An 18384-nucleotide genomic window follows, 5' to 3' on the forward strand; every position below is an offset into this window, starting at 1 on the left:
GACCTCATGAGCAGCAAGAATGCCGTCGATATGTCAACCGAAAGCAAGCTGGATGACATCGTGCATCTGCTCGACGGGGTCAACCTCATCGTCCACGACTTCGACGGGGTGATCGTCCGCTGGACCGACGGCTGCGAGGCCCTTTATGGCTGGTCGCGCACGCAGGCTGTGGGAAAGGTGGTCCACGACCTTTTGTCGACGCAATTTCCGACGCCGCTCAAGGATATTCGGGAGGCGGTCCGGCGGGAAGGAGCGTGGGAAGGCGAGGTGGTGCACCGCACCAAGGATGGACGCACGCTTTTCGTCGCCACGCGCTGGGCTCTCGTCAGCCCGGCTGCTGGCGGCACGACGTTGATCATACAGACGAACAACGATGTGAGCGATATGAAGAGAGCTCAAGACGATCTTGCCGAGCGGGAGGCGCATCTGCGCTCGATTCTCGACACCGTGCCCGAGTCGATGATCGTCATCGACGAGGTGGGCACGATCTCCTCTTTCAGCGCCGCAGCGGAAAAGCTGTTCGGTTATACGGCAGCGGAAGTTTGCGGAAAGAACGTGAAGATGCTCATGCCGCAGCCGGATCGCGATGCGCATGACGGCTATATCTCGCGTTATCTGACGACAGGCGAGCGGCGCATCATCGGTTACGGCCGTGTCGTGACCGGACGGCGCAAGGACGGGTCGGTATTCCCCATGGAGCTTTCCGTCGGCGAGGCGGTGACAAAGGGCAAGCGCATCTTTACCGGGTTCATCCGGGATCTGACCAGCCGGCACAAGATCGAGGAAGAGCTGCGTCAGGCGCAGAAGATGGAAGCGATCGGGCAGCTCACCGGCGGGTTGGCGCATGATTTCAACAATCTGCTGACGGTGATCAGCGGCAATCTCGAAATGATCGAGGGCAAGCTGCAGGATGAAAGGCTCCGGCCGTTGCTGCGCGAGGCGCAGGATGCGGCGGAAGACGGCGCCAAGCTGACCGGACAATTGCTCGCCTTCGGCCGACGCCAGCCGCTCAATCCGAAACTCGCCGATATCGGTCAGCTCGTCTCGGGCTTTTCCGATCTCCTCCGGCGTACGCTCGGCGAGGCGATCGAGTTCCGCACCATCGTTTCCGGAGCGGCGAACAGGGCGCTGGTCGATGCGTCGCAATTGCAGAATGCGCTCCTCAATCTCGTTCTCAATGCGCGCGACGCCATGCCGCGCGGCGGGAGGCTTTCGATCGAGATTTCGCGCGTCCAGCTCGACGTCGACTATGCGCAGATGTATCCGCAGGTCCGCACCGGCGACTTCGTGCTGATCGCGGTGACGGACACGGGCCAGGGCATGTCGGCAGACATCAAGCAGCGCGCTTTCGAGCCCTTCTTCACGACCAAGAGCGTCGGTTCCGGTACGGGGCTTGGCCTGTCGATGGTCTATGGCTTTGCCAAGCAGTCGGGCGGTCACGTCCAGCTTTACAGCGAGATAGGACAGGGAACGAGCGTGCGCATCTTCCTGCCTGCGGTGCAGAGAGAGGATGCCGAGGCTGGCGACCGGCAGCCGGAGGAACGCGCCCAGCCCGGCATTCCCGGCGGTTCGGAAAAGATTCTCGTGGTCGAGGACGATCCGCGCGTGCGGCGTGTCGCCGTTTCGCGGCTGGTCGATGCCGGATACCAGGTCGTCGAGGCGGCCAACGGCAAGGACGCGCTTGACCGGCTGGATGAAAATCCCGATGTCGCGCTGCTGTTTACCGACATTGTCATGCCCGGCGGCATGACCGGCGACGAGCTTGCCAACACCGTCCGGGCGCTAAGGCCGGAGGTCAAGATCCTCTTCACATCCGGCTATGCCGAACCCACGATCGCGGGCCGGGAACTTGCGCATTCGGGAAGCTGGTTGAAGAAGCCCTATACGGCGCGCGAACTGGCGGAGCGCCTGCGCGAACTTCTCGACTGACGCATTTGCTGCCGCATCACCCGCGACTTCGCGCCTTTGGTGAACGGAGGGATGAAGCGGTTTCCGGCTCCGGAGGCATCCGCCGGCGCGAAGGCCGACAGCCCTCATCGGCTGCATGGCGCAGACAGCTGCCGGCTTTCGAAGGTGCTATATGGCGGCCGAGTGCCGCGCCTTGCGTGAGCTCAGATAGCTGTCGAAGTGCGCCGCGATCGACCTTGCGAACAGATGGCTGTCGGCCCCGATGGCAAAACGATCCCCGTCCACGACGAAGTGCGGGGATGTTTGTGCCAGCAGAGCCGCTTCCTGCAGGATCATCTCCGCCTCAGTGCCGAACCGGCTCCGCAATGCGGCAGCGGAAAAGCCGAAATCGCACATCAGGCGTTCGATCACCCAGCCGCGTATGCGGTCCTCGTCGGACAGCGAAAGGCCACGGATAACGGCAAGGCTGTCGGCTTCGATCATTCGCCCGTAGGCACCGGTCGACGGCGTATTCTGGGCGTGGCCCTGGCGGAAGCGGCTGATCGACGACGGCCCGAGGCCGATCAGGGTTTCGCAGGGGTCGTCGGTATAGCCCTGAAAATTCCTCGTTAGCCGACCCTCGCGCGCCGCTGCCGCAAGACTATCGGCGGGCAGGGCGAAATGATCGATGCCGATCGGCAGATACCCGGCTTCGCAGATAAGCGTGGCCGCGCCTTGCGCCTGCGCGAGCCTCGCGTCGGGGCCGGGCAGCGTGGCTTCATCGATCATGGTCTGGTGCTTCTTGAACCACGGAACATGCGCATAGCCGAAGATCGCCACGCGGTCCGGCCGCAACGACAGCGACAGCTCGATGGTTTTGCCCAGGGTCGCTAGCGTTTGGAAGGGAAGGCCATACAGAAGGTCCACATTGACGGAGCCGACACCTCGCGTTCTCAAGCCCTCTATGATCCCGCGCGTCGTCTCGAAGCTCTGCTCGCGGTTGATGGCCTTCTGAACGCGTCGATCGAAATCCTGGATGCCGAGGCTTGCGCGCGTGGTTCCGATTTCGGCCAAGGCATCCAGCCGCGCCTCGTCCATGTCGTTGGGGTCGATTTCGACGCTCACGCTCGCGTCGGCGGCAATCGCGAAGCTCTTGCGCAGCCGTCCGAACAGGCTTTTCATGTCCCCGGGCCTGAGCATGGTTGGAGAACCGCCGCCGAGATGGATCGCGCGCACGATGCCGCGTCCCGCCAGGCGGCGGCCGACCATCGCGATCTCGCGGTAAAGCATCGCGAGATAATCGGCGACAGGCGCGTAGCGAAAAGTCTGCTTGGTGTGGCATGCGCAGAACCAGCATAGCCGGTCGCAGTAGGGGATGTGCAGATAGAGCGAGATGGCCTCGTCCGGCTGGATCGCATCGATCCAGCCGGATACCGTTTCGGGCGTCACGCCATCATGGAAATGCGGCGCCGTCGGATAGCTGGTGTAGCGCGGGACATTGGTGTCGATGAGGCGGTGACTGGGGACAGATGTCATGCGGAAAGTTCCAGGATCGTGCTGTTGCGGACCCGAAGGGGGCGATGGGTGGACATGACGACGATGCGGTCTGCGAGGTGATCGGCAAGACGGGTCAGGATTCGCTGGCCCTGTGCGGCATCGAGATGTTCGGTCGGCTCGTCGAGCAGCACGATCGGCGTATGCGCCAGGAACGCGCGGGCCAGGTTGAGCCTCTGCGCCTCGCCGAGCGAGAGCATGTCCTGCCTGATCCACGCATCGAGGCCGCCGGCGGCCCGTATCCGTTCGCTGAGTTCGACGGCCTCGAGCGCATGCCACATCGCCGTGTCGTTGCCGTCGGGATCGAAGAGATTGGCCCGCACGGTGTCGTCCAGAATTGCCGCATCGTGCAGCACCAGGGTCGAGAGTGCGCGCCGGTCCTCAGCCGAGAGGCTTGTGTTGTCTGCATCGAACCTGTCTTCGCCGATCCAGCCGGCAATCTGCTTCAGCAGGCTCGTCTTGCCGGTGCCGCTCGTCCCGACAAGGACCGTCGGCGCACCTGTTCGCAGGCGAAGGTCGATCGGATCGTTGCCGATCAGCGCACCCGAGGGCGAAAGCCGCCTGAGATGCCGGCACTGAAGCTCACGGGGCGTTCCGGCCGATGCAGCGCTTGGCGTCGATGCTTCCCGATGCCCGGTCCAGCGGCCGACATCCGCGACGGCGGCATCCTTGCGCAGCCTGGCAACCACAATTCGCGACGCGCCGTTCATGGTCTCGCCCAGCGCCAGCCATGCGAATCCGAGTGCGAGCGGAAAAAGCAGCGCTTCGCCACGATCGCCGGCCAGCCATGCCGCCGCAACCACGCAAACTCCGGCGAGCGGGCCGAAGAGGGCGGCAATCCCATCGAACCCGGATTGCAGGCGGCGCAGGGTGCGGGTCTCGAGATCCGCTTGGGAAAGGGCGCGCATGGCGGCGTCACTTTCCTCGGCCCAGAGGCGCTCGGCTTTCAGGGAAACGGCGGATGCCATGGCATTCCCCATTCGCTCAGCTCCGTTGCGCCGATGCGTTCTGGCTTCGGCCCATGCCACGGCGCCGTTTCTTGCCAGACGGCGAGCGGCAAAGGCGCCGATCAGCAGCATGAATAGGATCGGCAGCAAGGACAGGGGGGCGACGATAGCGGAGCATACCAGCAGCGCGGCAAGGCCGATGGCGATCGTCAAGGAGGGCAAGCGAGCGCGCAGATGCGCGTATTCGATATCCTCGACATCGTCCAGATAATCGGCAAGCCGTGCCTCGTCGCCGAGCTGCCAACCCGCCTTGCGGATGGAAGGTGCGGCGGCCATGGATGCGAAAAGGCCGACACGATGCGACACCTGATCGGCAAGGGCAGCCTTGTGGCCCAGAAGGCGCTCGCCGTAGCGTGCCGCGGTGCGGCCGATGGCGAACAACCGGATGAATGCGGCCGGAACGTGGAAATTGAAAGTCGCGGCGGCGGCCGTCAGGCCCGCGGTCGCCACGGCGCCCAGGAACCAGGCAGACACGCCACCAAGCAGGATGCCGCAGAAAAGCGCGCAGCAGCCAAGCACGGCGGTCAACCGCCAGGTCTTTCGGGTTGCGGAAACGGGCTTGCTCATCATGCTGCCACCTCGAAGGTTCCGTCATTGCTGAGGTCGATCATCATTCGGCCAGCGGCGGCAAGCTCCCTGTCATGGGTCGCCACGACGACGAGATGCGAATGCGACATCTCGACAAGTGCCTCGCGGACAAGACCGGCAGTGCCGGCGTCGAGCTTCGCGGTCGGTTCGTCGGCAATTACCGTCCGTCCGGCGAGAAGCGCACGCGCCACCGAGATGCGAAGCTTCTGGCCGCCTGAAAGATTGCCGCCGCCACGCGTGAGCCGGGCATCCAGCCCGCCGGGGAGGAGCGCGTCATCCAGCAGGCCCACCGCGTTTGCGGCCTCGCGCAGTTTTTCGCAAGGGAGCACGGGAAGCCTCCAGGCGATCGCTTCGGCAAGCGTCCCTTCGGGGGTAAGACAGTCGGGCGAAACCCAGATGAAATCTGTAAGTTCAGGCTGACCTAATGTCACCGCCTGCTCGATGCCCGCAAGCCGGCGCAGCAAGGTCGATTTGCCGCTGCCGCTGGGCCCGACGATGGCCACGAGGCCGTGGTTGGGCAACGGCGCAAGCGGCCGGTCGAGCGCTGCGATCGCCAATCTTTCCGGTGCATCGACATCGAGCAGGCGGCCGAGGGCCGCCGCTGCGGCAAGGCCCTCGGCTTTGGCGTGGTACTGCTCCGAAAAGCGGCGGAAGGGGGCAAAATAGTCCGGCGCGATCATGAGGATGAAAAGGCTCTGCCAGAGTTCCAGATTGGAAAAGCCGGGAATCATCATCAATTTGAGATGCCCGAGACCGAGAAATACGGCGAGCAGTGCGATCGACAGCGAAGCGAAGAAATCGATGATGCCGGCGTTTATGAAAGCAATGCCGAGAACGCCCATCGTTTCGCGCGCATAGGATTCCAGCCGGCCGGCAAGCTTGGTCTCCTCGCTGGAAAGCGCGTGATTGGCAAGGATGGTCGGCAATGCGCGAATACGATCGGCAAACTGGCCGGCGAGGCGACCAAAGGCGCGTTCCTGCGCGGCTGCGCGGCTGCGGATAATGTCGCCCACCAAGGCGAAGAACAGGATCATGACGGGCGTCAGACAGATGACCAGAACTGCCGCCTGCCATGAAACGAGGAAAAGCGCGGCGGCTGCCGCCAGCGGGCCGACCGCCATCATCATCGAGGCTGCGCGATGGCCTATGACCAGCGATGCGATCGCCTCCGGGTGGCGTTGCATGGCCACGACCAGGGTTCCGACGGGCAATTGCTTCAGCTGCCGTGGCGGCATGGCGTTCAATCGCGCGGATGCGGCCTCGCGGAGGCGGATCGCCACATCCGCCTCCGCGGCGGCCTGTGCCCTGTCGGCAAGGAAGCCGGCGACAGCCGCGCCGACAAGCAGAATGATCGCGAGCGATATCAAAAGCGAATCGACGGGATCGTTCATCACGAGCTTGCCGGCGGCCACGGCGGCCGTCGCCGTGAAGCCGAGCCGCAACGCCATGCGAGCTATCTGTAGTGCCAGCACATGGTGCAGGCCGCGTGCGGCCATCCGCTGGGCGAGGGGGAGGGCGCGACATTCCGCGGCGCCCGCGTCATTGCCGTCAGGATTTGCTGTCGATGCCTTGTCGTCTCTCATGCCGCTCTTTTGGCATCGTTCCTTGTTGCTTCCGTTGATCTAAATCAACTCGCAAAGGGATTTGCGGCGTTAACAGAGGTCGATCAAGAAAGGATGTTTCCATGTTCGACCCCCTCCTTGTCGACTTATCCCGGCTTCAATTTGCCTTGACGGCACTTTATCATTTCCTTTTCGTACCCCTGACACTCGGCCTCTCCATTATGATCGCCATGATGGAAACGGTCTATGTCATGACGCGGCGAACCATCTGGCGCGACATGACCAAGTTCTGGGGCGTGCTCTTCGGCATCAATTTCGCGCTCGGTGTCGCCACGGGCATTACGATGGAGTTCCAGTTCGGCATGAACTGGGCCTATTATTCCCACTACGTCGGTGACGTCTTCGGCGCTCCGCTGGCGATCGAGGGCCTGATGGCCTTCTTTCTCGAGGCGACCTTCGTCGGCCTGTTCTTCTTCGGCTGGGACCGCCTTTCGTCGCGTGCCCATATGATCGTCACCTGGCTGATGGCGCTCGGCACGAACTTCTCGGCCCTTTGGATCCTGATCGCCAACGGCTGGATGCAAAATCCGGTCGGCTCGGCCTTCAATCCCGACACGATGCGGATGGAAGTCACCGACTTTATGGCGGTCCTGTTCAATCCCGTCGCCCAGGCGAAGTTCGTACATACCGTTTCCGCAGGCTATGTATGCGCCGCGACGTTCGTCCTCGGCGTCTCCGCCTGGTATCTGCTGCGAAATCGTCATGTCGCGCTGGCGAAGCGCTCTTTCGTGATCGCGGCGGCATTCGGCGTCGCCTCGGCGCTGTCGGTCATCGTGCTGGGCGACGAAAGTGGCTACGCGCTGACCGATAACCAGAAGATGAAACTCGCGGCCATCGAGGCGATGTGGGAAACGGAACCCGCGCCGGCATCCTTCACGGCCTTCGGCATACCCAGCCTTGCAGACCGCAAGACGCATTATGCCGTCCATATACCCTGGGTCATGGGCCTGATCGGCACACGTTCGATCGACAAGGAAATTCCCGGCATCGACCAGCTGGTGGCAAGGGCCGAGGAGCGCATTCGCAACGGCCTGGGCGCCTATGACGCGCTTGAGACGCTGAAAGTGAACCAGGCCGATGCCACGGCACGTTCCGTATTCGAGGCAAAGTCGCAGGATCTCGGCTATGTCCTGCTTCTGAAGCAATTCGTCGCGGATCCTCGCACGGCCAGCGATCAGCAGATCAAGGACGCCGCATGGTCGGCGGTGCCGCAGGTCCCGTGGCTGTTCTTCTCGTTCCGCATCATGGTGGCCTGCGGCTTTGCGCTGCTCGTCCTCTTCGCCACCTCTCTCTGGTACACGATGCGGGAAAGGGGCGCTCCGCGCTGGCTGTTCAGCCTGGCGGTGCTTGCGTTGCCGCTGCCGTGGATTGCCATCGAGCTTGGATGGTTCGTTGCCGAATTCGGTCGCCAGCCCTGGATCATCGACGGGGTGTTGCCCACCTTCCTCGCGACTTCGGAACTCGGCGTCTACAATCTCATCCTCAGCATTGCAGGCTTCACGCTGGTCTATGGCGTGCTTGCCGTCATCGAGGTGCGGCTGATGCTCGCCGCGATCCGCAAAGGACCGGAAATCGCCGACATGATCACCGGTCGCCCGCCTGTCTCGGGCAGCGAGGCGGCGCCGGCATTGCAGCCAGGCGAATAGCCAGTAATTGAAGGACCAATTCAATGATCGAATTTCTATTCAGCTATGAAACGCTGCGCATCACCTGGTGGATCCTGCTCGGCGTGCTGCTCATCGGATTTGCCGTCATGGACGGCTTCGACATGGGCGTCGGAACCCTGTTGCCCTTCGTCGCGAAGACGGACCTCGAGCGCCGTGTCGCCATCAACACGGTGGGACCGGTCTGGGAGGGCAACCAGGTCTGGTTCATCCTGGGCGGCGGCGCCATTTTCGCGGCATGGCCCGCGCTCTATGCGCTGAGCTTCTCGGGCTTCTACCTTGCCATGTTCCTGGTGCTGCTGGCGCTCATCCTGCGGCCCGTCGCCTTCAAGTATCGCTCGAAGAGGCCGGAGAAAGCCTGGCGCGCGCGCTGGGACGGGGCGCTTTTCATAGGCGGCGCGGTTCCGTCGCTGATCTTCGGCGTGGCCGTCGGCAACGCGCTTCAGGGTGTGCCCTTCCATCTGACCTCGGATCTGCGCCCGATCTACGAAGGCACGCTCCTCGGCTTGCTCAACCCATTGGCGCTCTACTGCGGCCTGGTCTCCCTGTCGATGCTCGTCATGCATGGTGCCGCCTGGCTCGCCTTCAAGGCCGAAGGCATCGTCTCGGAGCGCGCCAAGGCGATCGGATCAAAGGCGGCCATCCTCACCGGCCTGCTGTTTGTCGGCGGCGGTGCGCTGGTCTGGCTCGGGCTGCTCGGCGGCTACCGCGTCACCTCGGCCGTCAAGTGGGATGGTCCCTCCAATCCGTTGTTGAAGAGCGTCACCAAGGATGGCGGCGCATGGCTTGCCAATTTCGAGGCTCATCCCGTTCTCTGGCTGGTCCCCGTCCTCGGTATCATCGGCCCCTTCTTCGTGGCATTGGGTTTCCGCACGCGCCGGGAGGGCCTGACCTTCATCGCATCGAAGCTTTCGGTCGCCATGATTATCGCGACGGTCGGACTTGCCATGTTTCCGGTCATCCTGCCGTCGATCACCAATCCCTCGCATTCGCTGACCGTGTTCGACGCATCGTCCAGCCGCGCGACATTGCGCAACATGCTTCTGGCAACCGTCTTCTTCATGCCGATCATCCTTCTCTACACCGCCTGGGTCTACCGGGTTCTGTGGGGCAAGGTGAGCGAGAAGAGCATCGAGAAGGCCGGGCATTCGGCTTACTGAACAAGGAAAGGAGAGACTTCATGTGGTATTTTGCCTGGGTCCTCGGGCTCGGTCTGGCGGCATCCGTCGGAATCCTCAACGCGCTTTGGTATGAGCTGCGCATGCTGCGCGAGGAACCCACAGACGAAAGCGTATCATTGCCGACGCCGTGATACTGCGTATGGCTTCACTGAAGAGCATGGCCGGGGCTTCGCACGCCTCGGCCATGCAGCCATATCGAGCCTGGGCAGGCAGGAACCCTCCGCACGATTGCAATCGACAATCCGCGGTCTTTCGGCGGCCGGGTCGGCTTTGCGAGAGTGGACAAAAGGTCGCCGGGCGACCTCTATTCCAGCGTTACAGTTGCCCGACCGCTTGTCAGATCCAGGACGGTACCAACGACATCGTCGGCAATCGATGCGATGATCGTGACGTCGAGAACGGCGCCGGAGCCCGTGAAACGCTCGGCGTGAATCTGGACGCCCTCCTGTGCCAGAAGCCGTGCTTTCAACCTTGCAAGGTCGGAAAACTGCACGTCTACGGTCGCCGCTATGGTCGGGAAGACCTCTCGTTTCTCCACGGATTGAAGGCAAATTGCGGCGGTGCCGCCATAGGCCCGGATCAAGCCGCCGCTTCCCAGCAGCGTGCCGCCGAACCAGCGCGTCACCACCACCGCAACCATGTCCAGCTCGGCGCCGTCGATGGCCTGGAGGATCGGTTTGCCGGCAGTGCCGCTCGGCTCGCCATCGTCGCTGAACCGGTAGTTCTGGCCAACCCGCCAGGCCCAGCAATTGTGATTGGCTTCGGCGACCGAGTGCCGCGCCACAAATTCCTTCGCGGCCTCGATGTCCGCGACCGGGCCGGCCGTTGCAAGAAAACGGCTTCGCTTGATGTCCTGGCTGGCGGTCGTGATCGAAACGAGTGCGAACATGGCAATCTCGGCAAATGTCATTGCTGCGCTCACGATATTTCCTGTCGAAGCGCTCAAGGGAAATCCTTCGGCAGCAATGCGAGGTCGGTGGGCCATGCGTCAAGCCACAAATGCCATCCGATTTGCGGGAAGTGCCGATGCAGGATGCCGGCTGAACCATCCGGTCGTCATCGCCGGGCGTGAGCTTTGCAAAAGCAGCATGGCTAACGTGCAGGCATATGCATTTTATTTAGGCGGGTAAATGCATATGTAACAGGCATCAACAAAGGAGATAATACAATGCGAGTTCTTGAGACGATTAAACGCTTTACTGAAAAGCGCAGAGCAATACGTGAGCTTTCTGCCCTGGACGATCATGTTCTTCGTGATCTCGGCATTTCCCGCGCCCATATCCCGTATGCCGTTAACGGAAGCCGCGGCAACTGAATTTTCCCGAGGCGTACGTCTTTTGAGATACGCCTAGGCATGCAGCGCTTGACGGACATGAAGCTATCGTCGCGATAACTCATATCGACGAAAGGCCGCAGTGATAGCCGCTCTTGCGCAATCCCGGATAGGGTGCCTCAACCGAGGCGCCAGTCCGGCATACCACCCCCACTCCACCGATATAGTTGCCCATTCCGAGATCACAGTGGCGAGAATGCTCGCCCCGCATTCGACCGTGGGCTTTTGAAATTCCATTGCCTTTGGCCAGCCTCTTTCGCCATCGCTGCAGTCGGTGAGCGATATCCGTGCGCCGATCGCCATGGTACTCGACCGAATGCGGGCCGGCTGAAACAGCAGAGCCGTTCCAGCGCCCGCCTCCGTCCGTTCAGCTTGCCCGCCGTTTCAGTTTCTATTTAGACCAGCACTTCCCCATTGCGCGCGACGACGTGGCCGCCGGAAATCACCAGCCGCCGCTGCGGGCAGCGCACGAGCACATCGGGAACGTTCTCGGCGTCCAGAAGCACGATATCGGCGCGCGCACCCACCACCAGGTCATGCACGTTGCGCCCGACGAAGTGCGCGCCGCCGCGCGTCGCGAGCTCGACCGCGTTGGTCAGCTTTTCGTCGTGCCGCAGCCCGTGCAGCCTCGCGAACTGGTATGCGATGCGCAGCAGATCGCCGTCGCCGAATGGCGACCAGAGGTCGCGGATCCCGTCGGTGCCGAGTCCCAACGGCACCGAGCGCTGCCGCATCCGCTGCCACGGAAGCGGCGCGGTTCCGCCCATCGCAACGGTTGTCCATGAGACGCCTGCCTCCGCGAGCCCTTCCACGATTTCTTCCTGGACGCTCTGCGGCAGCGTGCCGAGAACGAAGCCGTGCGAGATGTTCACGCGCCCCTGGAGCCCCGCGTCGATCGTGCGCCGCATGACCTGCCGGAATTCGTAGACGCCCAGCGAACCGAAATCGTGCAGGTGCAGGTCAAGTCCGACGCCGCGCGTCACCGCAATGTCGAAGAGCCCATCCAGCTGTCCCTCGACATCGCGATCGATCGTGCCCGGGTCGAGGCCGCCAATATAGTCCGCGCCCGCCTGCGCGGCCTCGTCGAGGAGCTTCAGCACGCCGGGCCGGCGCAACACGCCGTCTTGCGGAAATGCGACCGTCTTCACCTGGATGGCGTCGCCGACCTCTTTCAGCGCGGCTTGCAGGCATTCCAGGCCTCTCAGCCCGACCTCGAGATCCACGTCGATATGCGTGCGTGTTGCCGTCGTTCCATGCCGAAGGAACTCGCGCAGGACCGAAGCTGTCGATGCCGCATTCGGTATGTCATATTTGCCGCGCTGCGCACGCTCGTTGGCGATCCAGCCTTCCACTGTCGGATGGTCGGAATAGGTATAGGAAACCCAGGGCTTGCCCCACCAGCTCTTGTCGACGTGGGAGTGGGTGTTGATGAAACCGGGCACAGCCAGCAGACCGCCGCCGTCGACGTCGCCTGCGCCGGGCGACGCAGTTGCGGGGCGAATGTCCGCAATGCGCTCGCCCTCGATGACGATATCCATCGGGTCGGCACCCCAAGGCCGCACGTTGGTCAATGTGTAGTGGCGATCAGACATGAAAAGACTCCCTCTCTGTCGTCGTTGAGACGAGCAGTGTTTGAAATGAAGATGGGCCTGCTGGCAGGCCTAGCGGACGCGGCGCAGGAATGTCGCGGTGCGCTCGTGTACGGGATTGTCGAGCACGTCGCGGGCCGGTCCGTCCTCGAGAACGCGCCCCTGGTCCATGAACACGACGCGGTCGGCGACCTCGCGGGCAAAGCCGATCTCGTGCGTAACGACGAGCATCGTCATGCCCTCGTCCGCCACCTTGCGCATCGTGGTAAGCACCTCGCCGACAAGCTCGGGATCCAGGGCGCTGGTCGGCTCGTCGAACATCATCAGCCGCGGCTCCATCGCCAGTGCGCGGGCGATGGCGACGCGCTGCTGCTGGCCGCCGGAGAGCTGGCCGGGATGCGCGCCGGCGCGCTCCGACATGCCGACAAGGGCAAGCAGATCCCGCGCCTTGTCGATGCTTTCCTTGCGCGGCCGTTTCAGGATTTTCACCGGACCGTAGATGACATTCTCCAGCGCGGTCATGTGGCCGAACAGGTTGAAATGCTGGAACACCATTCCGATGTGCTGGCGCGCCTTTGCGACCGCCCGTTCGTCCTGCTCGTAGAGAACGCCGTCGCGAAGCTCGTATCCAATGCGCTTGCCCGCCACCTCGATAATGCCGCCGTCGACGGGATCAAGGTGGTTGATGCAGCGCAGCAGCGTGCTCTTGCCCGAGCCCGATGGCCCGAGCACGCACACGATCTCACCGGTGCGCACGGTGATGTCGACGCCCCGCAGAACATGATTGTCGCCAAGCCACTTGTTGACGCCTTCGATCTTGAGCATCGTGCCCGTTGTCGCAGTGCTTCTCATGCCGCACCTCCGTTCGCTGCAGCGGTTGCCCGCTCGCTTTGCAGGCGGGGCACCGTCTTGCGCGCCTGCTGTGGCCTGGTCTGGGAGGCGTTGAAGCGCTTCTCCAGGAAGTGCTGCCCGACGCTGGCCACGGTGACAAGCACCAGGTACCAAAGGACCGCGACGATCAAGAGCGGCAGGATCTTGAAGTTCTGACCGTAGATGAGCTGGACCCTGGTGAGCAGATCGCTGCCGCCGATGACCGAGACAAGAGAGCTCGCCTTCAGCATTCCGATGAACTGATTGCCCGTGGGAGGGATGATGACCCTGATGCTTTGCGGCAGCACGATGCGCCGCAATGCCTGGCCGCGCGTCAGCCCCATGCTCATCGCCGCGTCGGTCTGGCCCGCCGGCACCGACAGGAAGCCGCTGCGGATGATCTCCGCCATGTAGCCGGATTCGGCCAGCGACAGGCCGATAAGGCCGGCCGTGAAACCGGAGATCAGCGCGTTCGTGTCGTATCCGAGGATCGTCGGGAACAGTATGGCGAGATTGTACCAGAGCAGCACCTGCACCAGCATCGGGACGCCGCGGAAGAACCACACGTATACGCGCCCGAGAAGGCTTGCGACTTTGTTCTGGCTCTGGATCATCAAGGCGACGACGAATGCGAGTGCGATGGAAATGAGCATCGCGATCACGGAGAGCTGGATCGTCACGCCCACCCCGCCGAGGACGACCGGGTGGAAAACGTACTGTGCGGTGACGCTCCATTCTATCTTAGGGTTCTTCGCCTGCGAGGCGACGAGCAGCGACAGCAACGCGACAAAGACGAGAGCGGTGACGATCTGGCCGTATTTCATCCGCTGCTTGGCGCGAATTGGCGCGTTCTGCGTCACAGGCTCCTCGCCTGGCCGCCGCACGTAATGGGCGGCGGCCAATGGGGCTCGGCGGGGATCGAGCCCATCGCCGTGGTGGTCCGTCATGGGTATCAATCCTTCGCGAGGTTAATGCCGTAGTCGTCGAGCTTGATGACCTTGACATCCCAGTCGGCCAGGATCTTGTCGTATGTGCCGTCGTCGTGGATAGCCTTCAGCGCCGCGAGGAAAGCATCGCGCAGCCCGCTATCTTCCTTGCTGAAGGTCATCCCCAGATAGACCTTTGGCTCAAAATCGATCGGCATGGAATCGAGCACGTCACCGGCCTGGCGCCTGAGGACGGATATTGCCAGGTCCGGCCATATCATCGCGTCGGTCCGGCCGGAGGTGAGGGCGAGTATCTTGTCGCCGCCCGTCGGGTAGAGCACCAGCTTCGTCGGTTCCTTGCCCTTTGCCGAGCAGGCCGTGACCATCTGGTCGACCAATCGCTGCGCGTCGCTGCCCTTGACGTCGCCGACGGTGATGCCGCAGCCCCCGTCCACCGCGCCGGTTATGCCTTTGGGATTGCCCTTGGCGACCATGAACACCGAGCCGGCCAGCTGGTAGTCGATGAAGTCCACCTGAGCCTGGCGAGCCTTGCGATCCGTCATGCCTGCGATGGCGGCGTCGAACTTATTGCTTTGCATGCCGATGAGGATCTGGTCGAAGGGTACCTTCTCCCACTGGACCGGCAGGCCGAGCTTGGCTGCCATCGCCTCCATGAGGTCGATGTTGTAGCCCTTTATGCCGGTCTCGCCGATGGGTGTGAAGTTTGCCGGCTCGAAATCGGGCTGGGTCGCAACGGTGAGCACGCCCTTCTTCCGATACTGGTCAGGCACAAGCTTGGCCAGTGGCGCGGCGTCGTTGAAACCGGCCTTCACGGTATCTCCCGAGGCTGCCGACGGGCTGGCCGCGACCTGGTAAGCGCCGCCGCCGAACAGGGTCAGGCCCGCGACCACTGTGCCGATTGCCATATAGATACGATGCTTCCAGGGGTGTCGCGATACCATCTTCTTCCTCCATTTGAAGTGTTGTCCGGTCAGCGAGGTGCGACCGAAGCCGTGCTTGTTCGGTTGTTGGTAGTCTGGTGCTGGCGCCATGCTGTCACCCGGCAACGGCAGAGCCGCTGGGAAGGGCGCTGCCATCGGCCGTTACATGCGCTCGCACATCTGGCATTCCGCTATGTCAAGACGTTCGCGAACCGCATCTCCCTTGCGGCGCCCTCCGGCAGCGAACGGCAATCCTCCCTTTTCCTCCTGCAGGTTGGCGTCGTCTTCACGCTCAACCATGGATTATCGATAATCATCGAAATCCTATATGATCCGTAGCAGCATCTTAAATCCGGCGCAACAATTATGTATGTTTGACGAGATCATATATAATGTGGAGTATGATATGGATGTGGTGAGCGAGTCGAACAGCAAAGGCGCTATGGTAATGTCCAAGATGGAAGAGGCGTTCGTGCGGCTCCGGCGCGACATTCTCGACGCACACCTTGCCCCGGAAACCCCATTGACCATTTCCTCGCTCAGCGAGCGCTACGGTCTGGGGATGACGCCGCTGCGTGAGGCCTTGTCGCGGCTCGAGGCCGAACGGCTCGTGACCTTTTCACACAATCGCGGCTATCGCGTTGCCAGCGTCTCGCATGAGGAACTGCTCGACCTGCAGAAGGCGCGCGCGACGGTGGAGACCGAGCTGCTGCGGGAGGCCATCCGGCTCGGCGACGATACGTGGGAGCAGCAACTGGTCGCCGCGCATTATGGTTTTGCCCAAGCAGAGCCGCTATATGCGAACATACCGGAAAAGGAGCTTGCGCGATGGGAGGAACGGCACGATGCGTTTCACCAGGCGCTTTTGAACGGAAGCCCATCGATCTGGCTGAAGCGCTTCGTCGCGCAAATCTATATCCAGCTGCATCGTCATCAGCGAAATCTGTTTTTCTCGCCAAGTCTCGCCGGAAGGGGTCCCAAGCACCTCGACGAACGGCAGTATACGGAACTCCTCAAGAAGGCTTCGAACATGGAGCACCACACCGCCTTGATGGAGGCCGCCCTGGCGCGCGACGAGAAGAAGGCCATTGCCCTTCTCGTCGAGGATATCGGCCTGACCCTGAGCACATATGAAACCGTTCAGCACGAGCCTGTGTCGTGATCGCCGCAAATTGCCGGCGGTAATCCAGTGGGGCGAATATCATGTCGCCGGGAATCGTAAGAGCTTGCAATTCCGCGTGGAACGCGATGTTTTGGCAAGCCGCCCGGAATCGGGCCCTTTTCCAAAAGGAGACGTAAGGTGCAAGACGAGCAAGCCGCCATCATCGAAGAACTGGGCGTCGCGGCGCAATTCGACGCCAAGTCCGAAGCGGAACGCCGCACGACCTTCTTGGCGGACTATCTGCGCGCAAGCGGCGCTCGGACTTACGTGCTGGGCATCAGCGGCGGGATCGACAGTCTCACGGCAGCGCTCCTGGCCCAGGCGGCCGTCCGCAGATTGCGTGATGGCGGGTACGCCGCCGAGTTCATCGCCGTTCGGCTGCCTTATGGGGTTCAGGCCGACGAGGCCGATGCACAGGCCTCCTTGGCGACGATCCGCCCCGACCGCTCGGTGACGGTCAACGTCAAGCCCGCCGCGGATGCCATGCTTTCCGAGGTCAAACGAGAGGCCCCCGACCTTTTCGAGGGCGCGCGCGCGGACTTCCATTTCGGCAACGTGAAGGCGCGCGAACGGATGATCGCACAATACGCGATCGCCGGAGCCGCGCGAGGCCTCGTCATCGGCACGGACCATGCGGCCGAGGCATTGATGGGGTTCTTCACGAAATTCGGTGACGGCGCCTCCGATATCCTGCCGCTTGCCGGGCTCAACAAGCGCCGCGTCAGAGCCGTGGCCAAGGTAATGGGCGCTCCGGATGGTCTGATCTTCAAGGTGCCCACGGCCGATCTGGAAACGAACGCTCCGTTGCGTCCCGACGAGGACGCCTATGGAGTGACCTACGACCAGATCGACGACTTTCTGGAGGGCAAGCCGATCGACGAAGCGGCGCGCGAGCGCATCCTGACCCAATATCGCAGCACCACGCACAAGCGTGCGCTTCCCGTGGTCCCCCTCACGTAAGGCTCTTCTAGCGGTTCTGACGATCCATGTTCCGCGGCTTCGGTGAATATCCGGCGGCGGTATTTCGCGCGGGTCTTCAATTTCGCTGCATGGACGATTGCGACATGACGTTCGGCCCCGGCGCTGAGGCTTGCCTTCCCGTCGCACCCAAGTCTCGTATCCTTGTGGAGGAAAGAAGAGAGCAGGCAAGCAACCGGCGCCTTATTGCGCGAGCATATCGGTGAGCGCATGCCGCATGGATGTACTCGAAATGCCGAAGAACCCGCCGTAGGGAAGATCAAGGTCGAGAATCACGAACATGACGCTCGCGACCGAAATGATGGCGACGGCAACGATAGCGACCGCGAGCGGGTTTCGGGGCGCCTGGAGGCCGAAGCTTAGAAAGACCAGCATCAGCCAGAAAATGAGGACGCCCAGGAATGGCGCCGAGAGCGAGCCATGGGCATCCTCGATGACGGTCCAGCGTCCGACCATGAGATTGCTGAAAAGCTGGCTGCAACGCGTCATCAGAACTTGATGGAAGGGATCGGCCGGTTGCTGGCGGGCGATGGCAAGCCCCACGTCGTTGAGAATTGTCCCCAGTGTCGGCGCTTCTCCGGTCAAGGGTAATTTTGATACGTCCGGAAGCGCCACTCCCGAGGGCGGTGGCTCTTCCGGCCATGTGCTGGCGATGACCGCGGCCGTGTAGCTGCGCAAAAGTTGTCTGTCCGCGTCCAGCGCGGAGCCGTAATTTCTCAGGCAGGTGTCCATTTCGGCGAGACTTGCGGCATAGTGGTTGCGATCATGGGATGCCGTCGTGAATGCCGTGAGTTCCGACGCCAACAGCAAGCTCATCACCAGTGCGGCAAACGTCACAAGCAATGCCGTTACAACCCGAAGAAAGTCGATCGTCTCACTGCCACGATGCGGAGCCGGCAGTCTCGCGCGCAGTATCGAGCCGGCGACGGCGCTCGTCACAAGCAGAACAAACAAAACCAGCGTCCAGATGGCTTCGCGCGGCATCCAAATGTGCTCCCGCCCCATATCGTCATCGATTATGCCATGTCTTCCGGTGGAACGGGAGGTCAAAAACCGTCGTCATCTCCCGGCGCAAAATTCCC

The 18384-nt window shown here is 62.5% G+C and carries 17 protein-coding genes; 7 read left to right on the forward strand and 10 right to left on the reverse strand.

From position 1 onward, the window contains the following. Window positions 1-6 precede the first annotated feature (6 nt). On the forward strand, window positions 7-1929 hold the full coding sequence (locus ACQZ6J_RS21290) for a PAS domain S-box protein (RefSeq protein ID WP_449085512.1): 1923 nt from the start codon (window positions 7-9) through the stop codon (window positions 1927-1929). A gap of 147 nt (window positions 1930-2076) precedes the next feature. On the opposite strand, the gene hemN is transcribed toward ACQZ6J_RS21290, so the two are convergent. From hemN to ACQZ6J_RS21305, 3 genes are read right to left on the reverse strand one after another with little or no spacing between them, the layout of a single operon-like run. Then, the gene (gene hemN, locus ACQZ6J_RS21295) at window positions 2077-3423 is read right to left on the reverse strand and encodes an oxygen-independent coproporphyrinogen III oxidase (protein WP_163993655.1); all 1347 of its coding nucleotides are present in this window, start codon (window positions 3421-3423) and stop codon (window positions 2077-2079) included. Then, window positions 3420-5018: an ATP-binding cassette domain-containing protein gene (locus tag ACQZ6J_RS21300; RefSeq protein ID WP_163993657.1), complete on the reverse strand. Its 1599-nt coding sequence runs from the start codon at window positions 5016-5018 to the stop codon at window positions 3420-3422. The genes hemN and ACQZ6J_RS21300 overlap by 4 nt, the downstream gene beginning before the upstream one ends. Then, the gene (locus tag ACQZ6J_RS21305) at window positions 5015-6619 is read right to left on the reverse strand and encodes an ABC transporter transmembrane domain-containing protein (protein ID WP_163993659.1); all 1605 of its coding nucleotides are present in this window, start codon (window positions 6617-6619) and stop codon (window positions 5015-5017) included. Before ACQZ6J_RS21305 ends, ACQZ6J_RS21300 begins: the two co-directional genes overlap by 4 nt. A 101-nt stretch (window positions 6620-6720) precedes the next feature. Here ACQZ6J_RS21305 and ACQZ6J_RS21310 point away from each other — a divergent pair, with 101 nt between their 5' ends. Genes ACQZ6J_RS21310 through cydX form a run of 3 tightly spaced genes read left to right on the forward strand, consistent with a single transcriptional unit; the run spans window position 6721 to window position 9634 of the window. Further along, a complete protein-coding gene (locus ACQZ6J_RS21310) occupies window positions 6721-8304 on the forward strand; it encodes a cytochrome ubiquinol oxidase subunit I (protein ID WP_449085513.1) in 1584 nt (527 codons plus the stop codon). A gap of 23 nt (window positions 8305-8327) precedes the next feature. Further along, window positions 8328-9482 carry a cytochrome d ubiquinol oxidase subunit II gene (gene cydB / locus ACQZ6J_RS21315; protein ID WP_449085514.1) on the forward strand — a complete coding sequence of 385 codons (1155 nt, stop codon included), beginning with the start codon at window positions 8328-8330 and terminating at the stop codon, window positions 9480-9482. A 20-nt stretch (window positions 9483-9502) separates the two neighbouring features. Next, on the forward strand, window positions 9503-9634 hold the full coding sequence (cydX, locus tag ACQZ6J_RS21320; protein WP_163993666.1) for a cytochrome bd-I oxidase subunit CydX: 132 nt from the start codon (window positions 9503-9505) through the stop codon (window positions 9632-9634). Window positions 9635-9807: 173 nt separating this feature from the next. On the opposite strand, the gene ACQZ6J_RS21325 is transcribed toward cydX, so the two are convergent. Next, a complete protein-coding gene (locus ACQZ6J_RS21325; protein ID WP_449085648.1) occupies window positions 9808-10392 on the reverse strand; it encodes an IMPACT family protein in 585 nt (194 codons plus the stop codon). A 279-nt stretch (window positions 10393-10671) separates the two neighbouring features. On the opposite strand from ACQZ6J_RS21325, the gene ACQZ6J_RS21330 reads away from it, so the two are divergent. Then, window positions 10672-10818, forward strand: coding sequence for a DUF1127 domain-containing protein (locus ACQZ6J_RS21330; RefSeq protein WP_163993672.1), 147 nt, complete (start codon window positions 10672-10674; stop codon window positions 10816-10818). A 413-nt stretch (window positions 10819-11231) separates the two neighbouring features. Here the strand turns inward: ACQZ6J_RS21330 and ACQZ6J_RS21335 are convergent, their stop codons facing one another. The 5 genes from ACQZ6J_RS21335 to ACQZ6J_RS21355 form a co-directional block, all read right to left on the reverse strand. Continuing rightward, window positions 11232-12428 (reverse strand): amidohydrolase, encoded by a 1197-nt coding sequence (locus ACQZ6J_RS21335; protein ID WP_449085515.1) that lies wholly within the window; start codon window positions 12426-12428, stop codon window positions 11232-11234. A 69-nt stretch (window positions 12429-12497) separates the two neighbouring features. Then, window positions 12498-13277, reverse strand: a complete 780-nt coding sequence (locus ACQZ6J_RS21340) for an amino acid ABC transporter ATP-binding protein (RefSeq protein ID WP_449085516.1) — start codon at window positions 13275-13277, stop codon at window positions 12498-12500. Further along, window positions 13274-14242, reverse strand: coding sequence for an amino acid ABC transporter permease (locus ACQZ6J_RS21345; RefSeq protein WP_449085517.1), 969 nt, complete (start codon window positions 14240-14242; stop codon window positions 13274-13276). The genes ACQZ6J_RS21340 and ACQZ6J_RS21345 overlap by 4 nt, the downstream gene beginning before the upstream one ends. 5 nt (window positions 14243-14247) lie before the next feature. Next, window positions 14248-15183, reverse strand: coding sequence for an ABC transporter substrate-binding protein (locus ACQZ6J_RS21350; RefSeq protein WP_449085518.1), 936 nt, complete (start codon window positions 15181-15183; stop codon window positions 14248-14250). A gap of 141 nt (window positions 15184-15324) precedes the next feature. Next, window positions 15325-15462: a hypothetical protein gene (locus tag ACQZ6J_RS21355; protein ID WP_163993679.1), complete on the reverse strand. Its 138-nt coding sequence runs from the start codon at window positions 15460-15462 to the stop codon at window positions 15325-15327. Between the two features lie 28 nt (window positions 15463-15490). Here ACQZ6J_RS21355 and ACQZ6J_RS21360 point away from each other — a divergent pair, with 28 nt between their 5' ends. Further along, complete coding sequence (locus ACQZ6J_RS21360; RefSeq protein ID WP_449085519.1) at window positions 15491-16324, forward strand: GntR family transcriptional regulator; 834 nt, start codon at window positions 15491-15493, stop codon at window positions 16322-16324. A 138-nt stretch (window positions 16325-16462) separates the two neighbouring features. Continuing rightward, window positions 16463-17284 carry an ammonia-dependent NAD(+) synthetase gene (gene nadE, locus ACQZ6J_RS21365; protein WP_449085520.1) on the forward strand — a complete coding sequence of 274 codons (822 nt, stop codon included), beginning with the start codon at window positions 16463-16465 and terminating at the stop codon, window positions 17282-17284. A gap of 201 nt (window positions 17285-17485) precedes the next feature. Here the strand turns inward: nadE and ACQZ6J_RS21370 are convergent, their stop codons facing one another. Further along, entirely contained in the window at window positions 17486-18286 is an 801-nt protein-coding gene (locus ACQZ6J_RS21370; RefSeq protein WP_449085521.1) for a bestrophin-like domain, read from the reverse strand. Window positions 18287-18384: the final 98 nt, after the last annotated feature.

This window comes from Rhizobium sp. A37_96, from assembly GCF_053521765.1.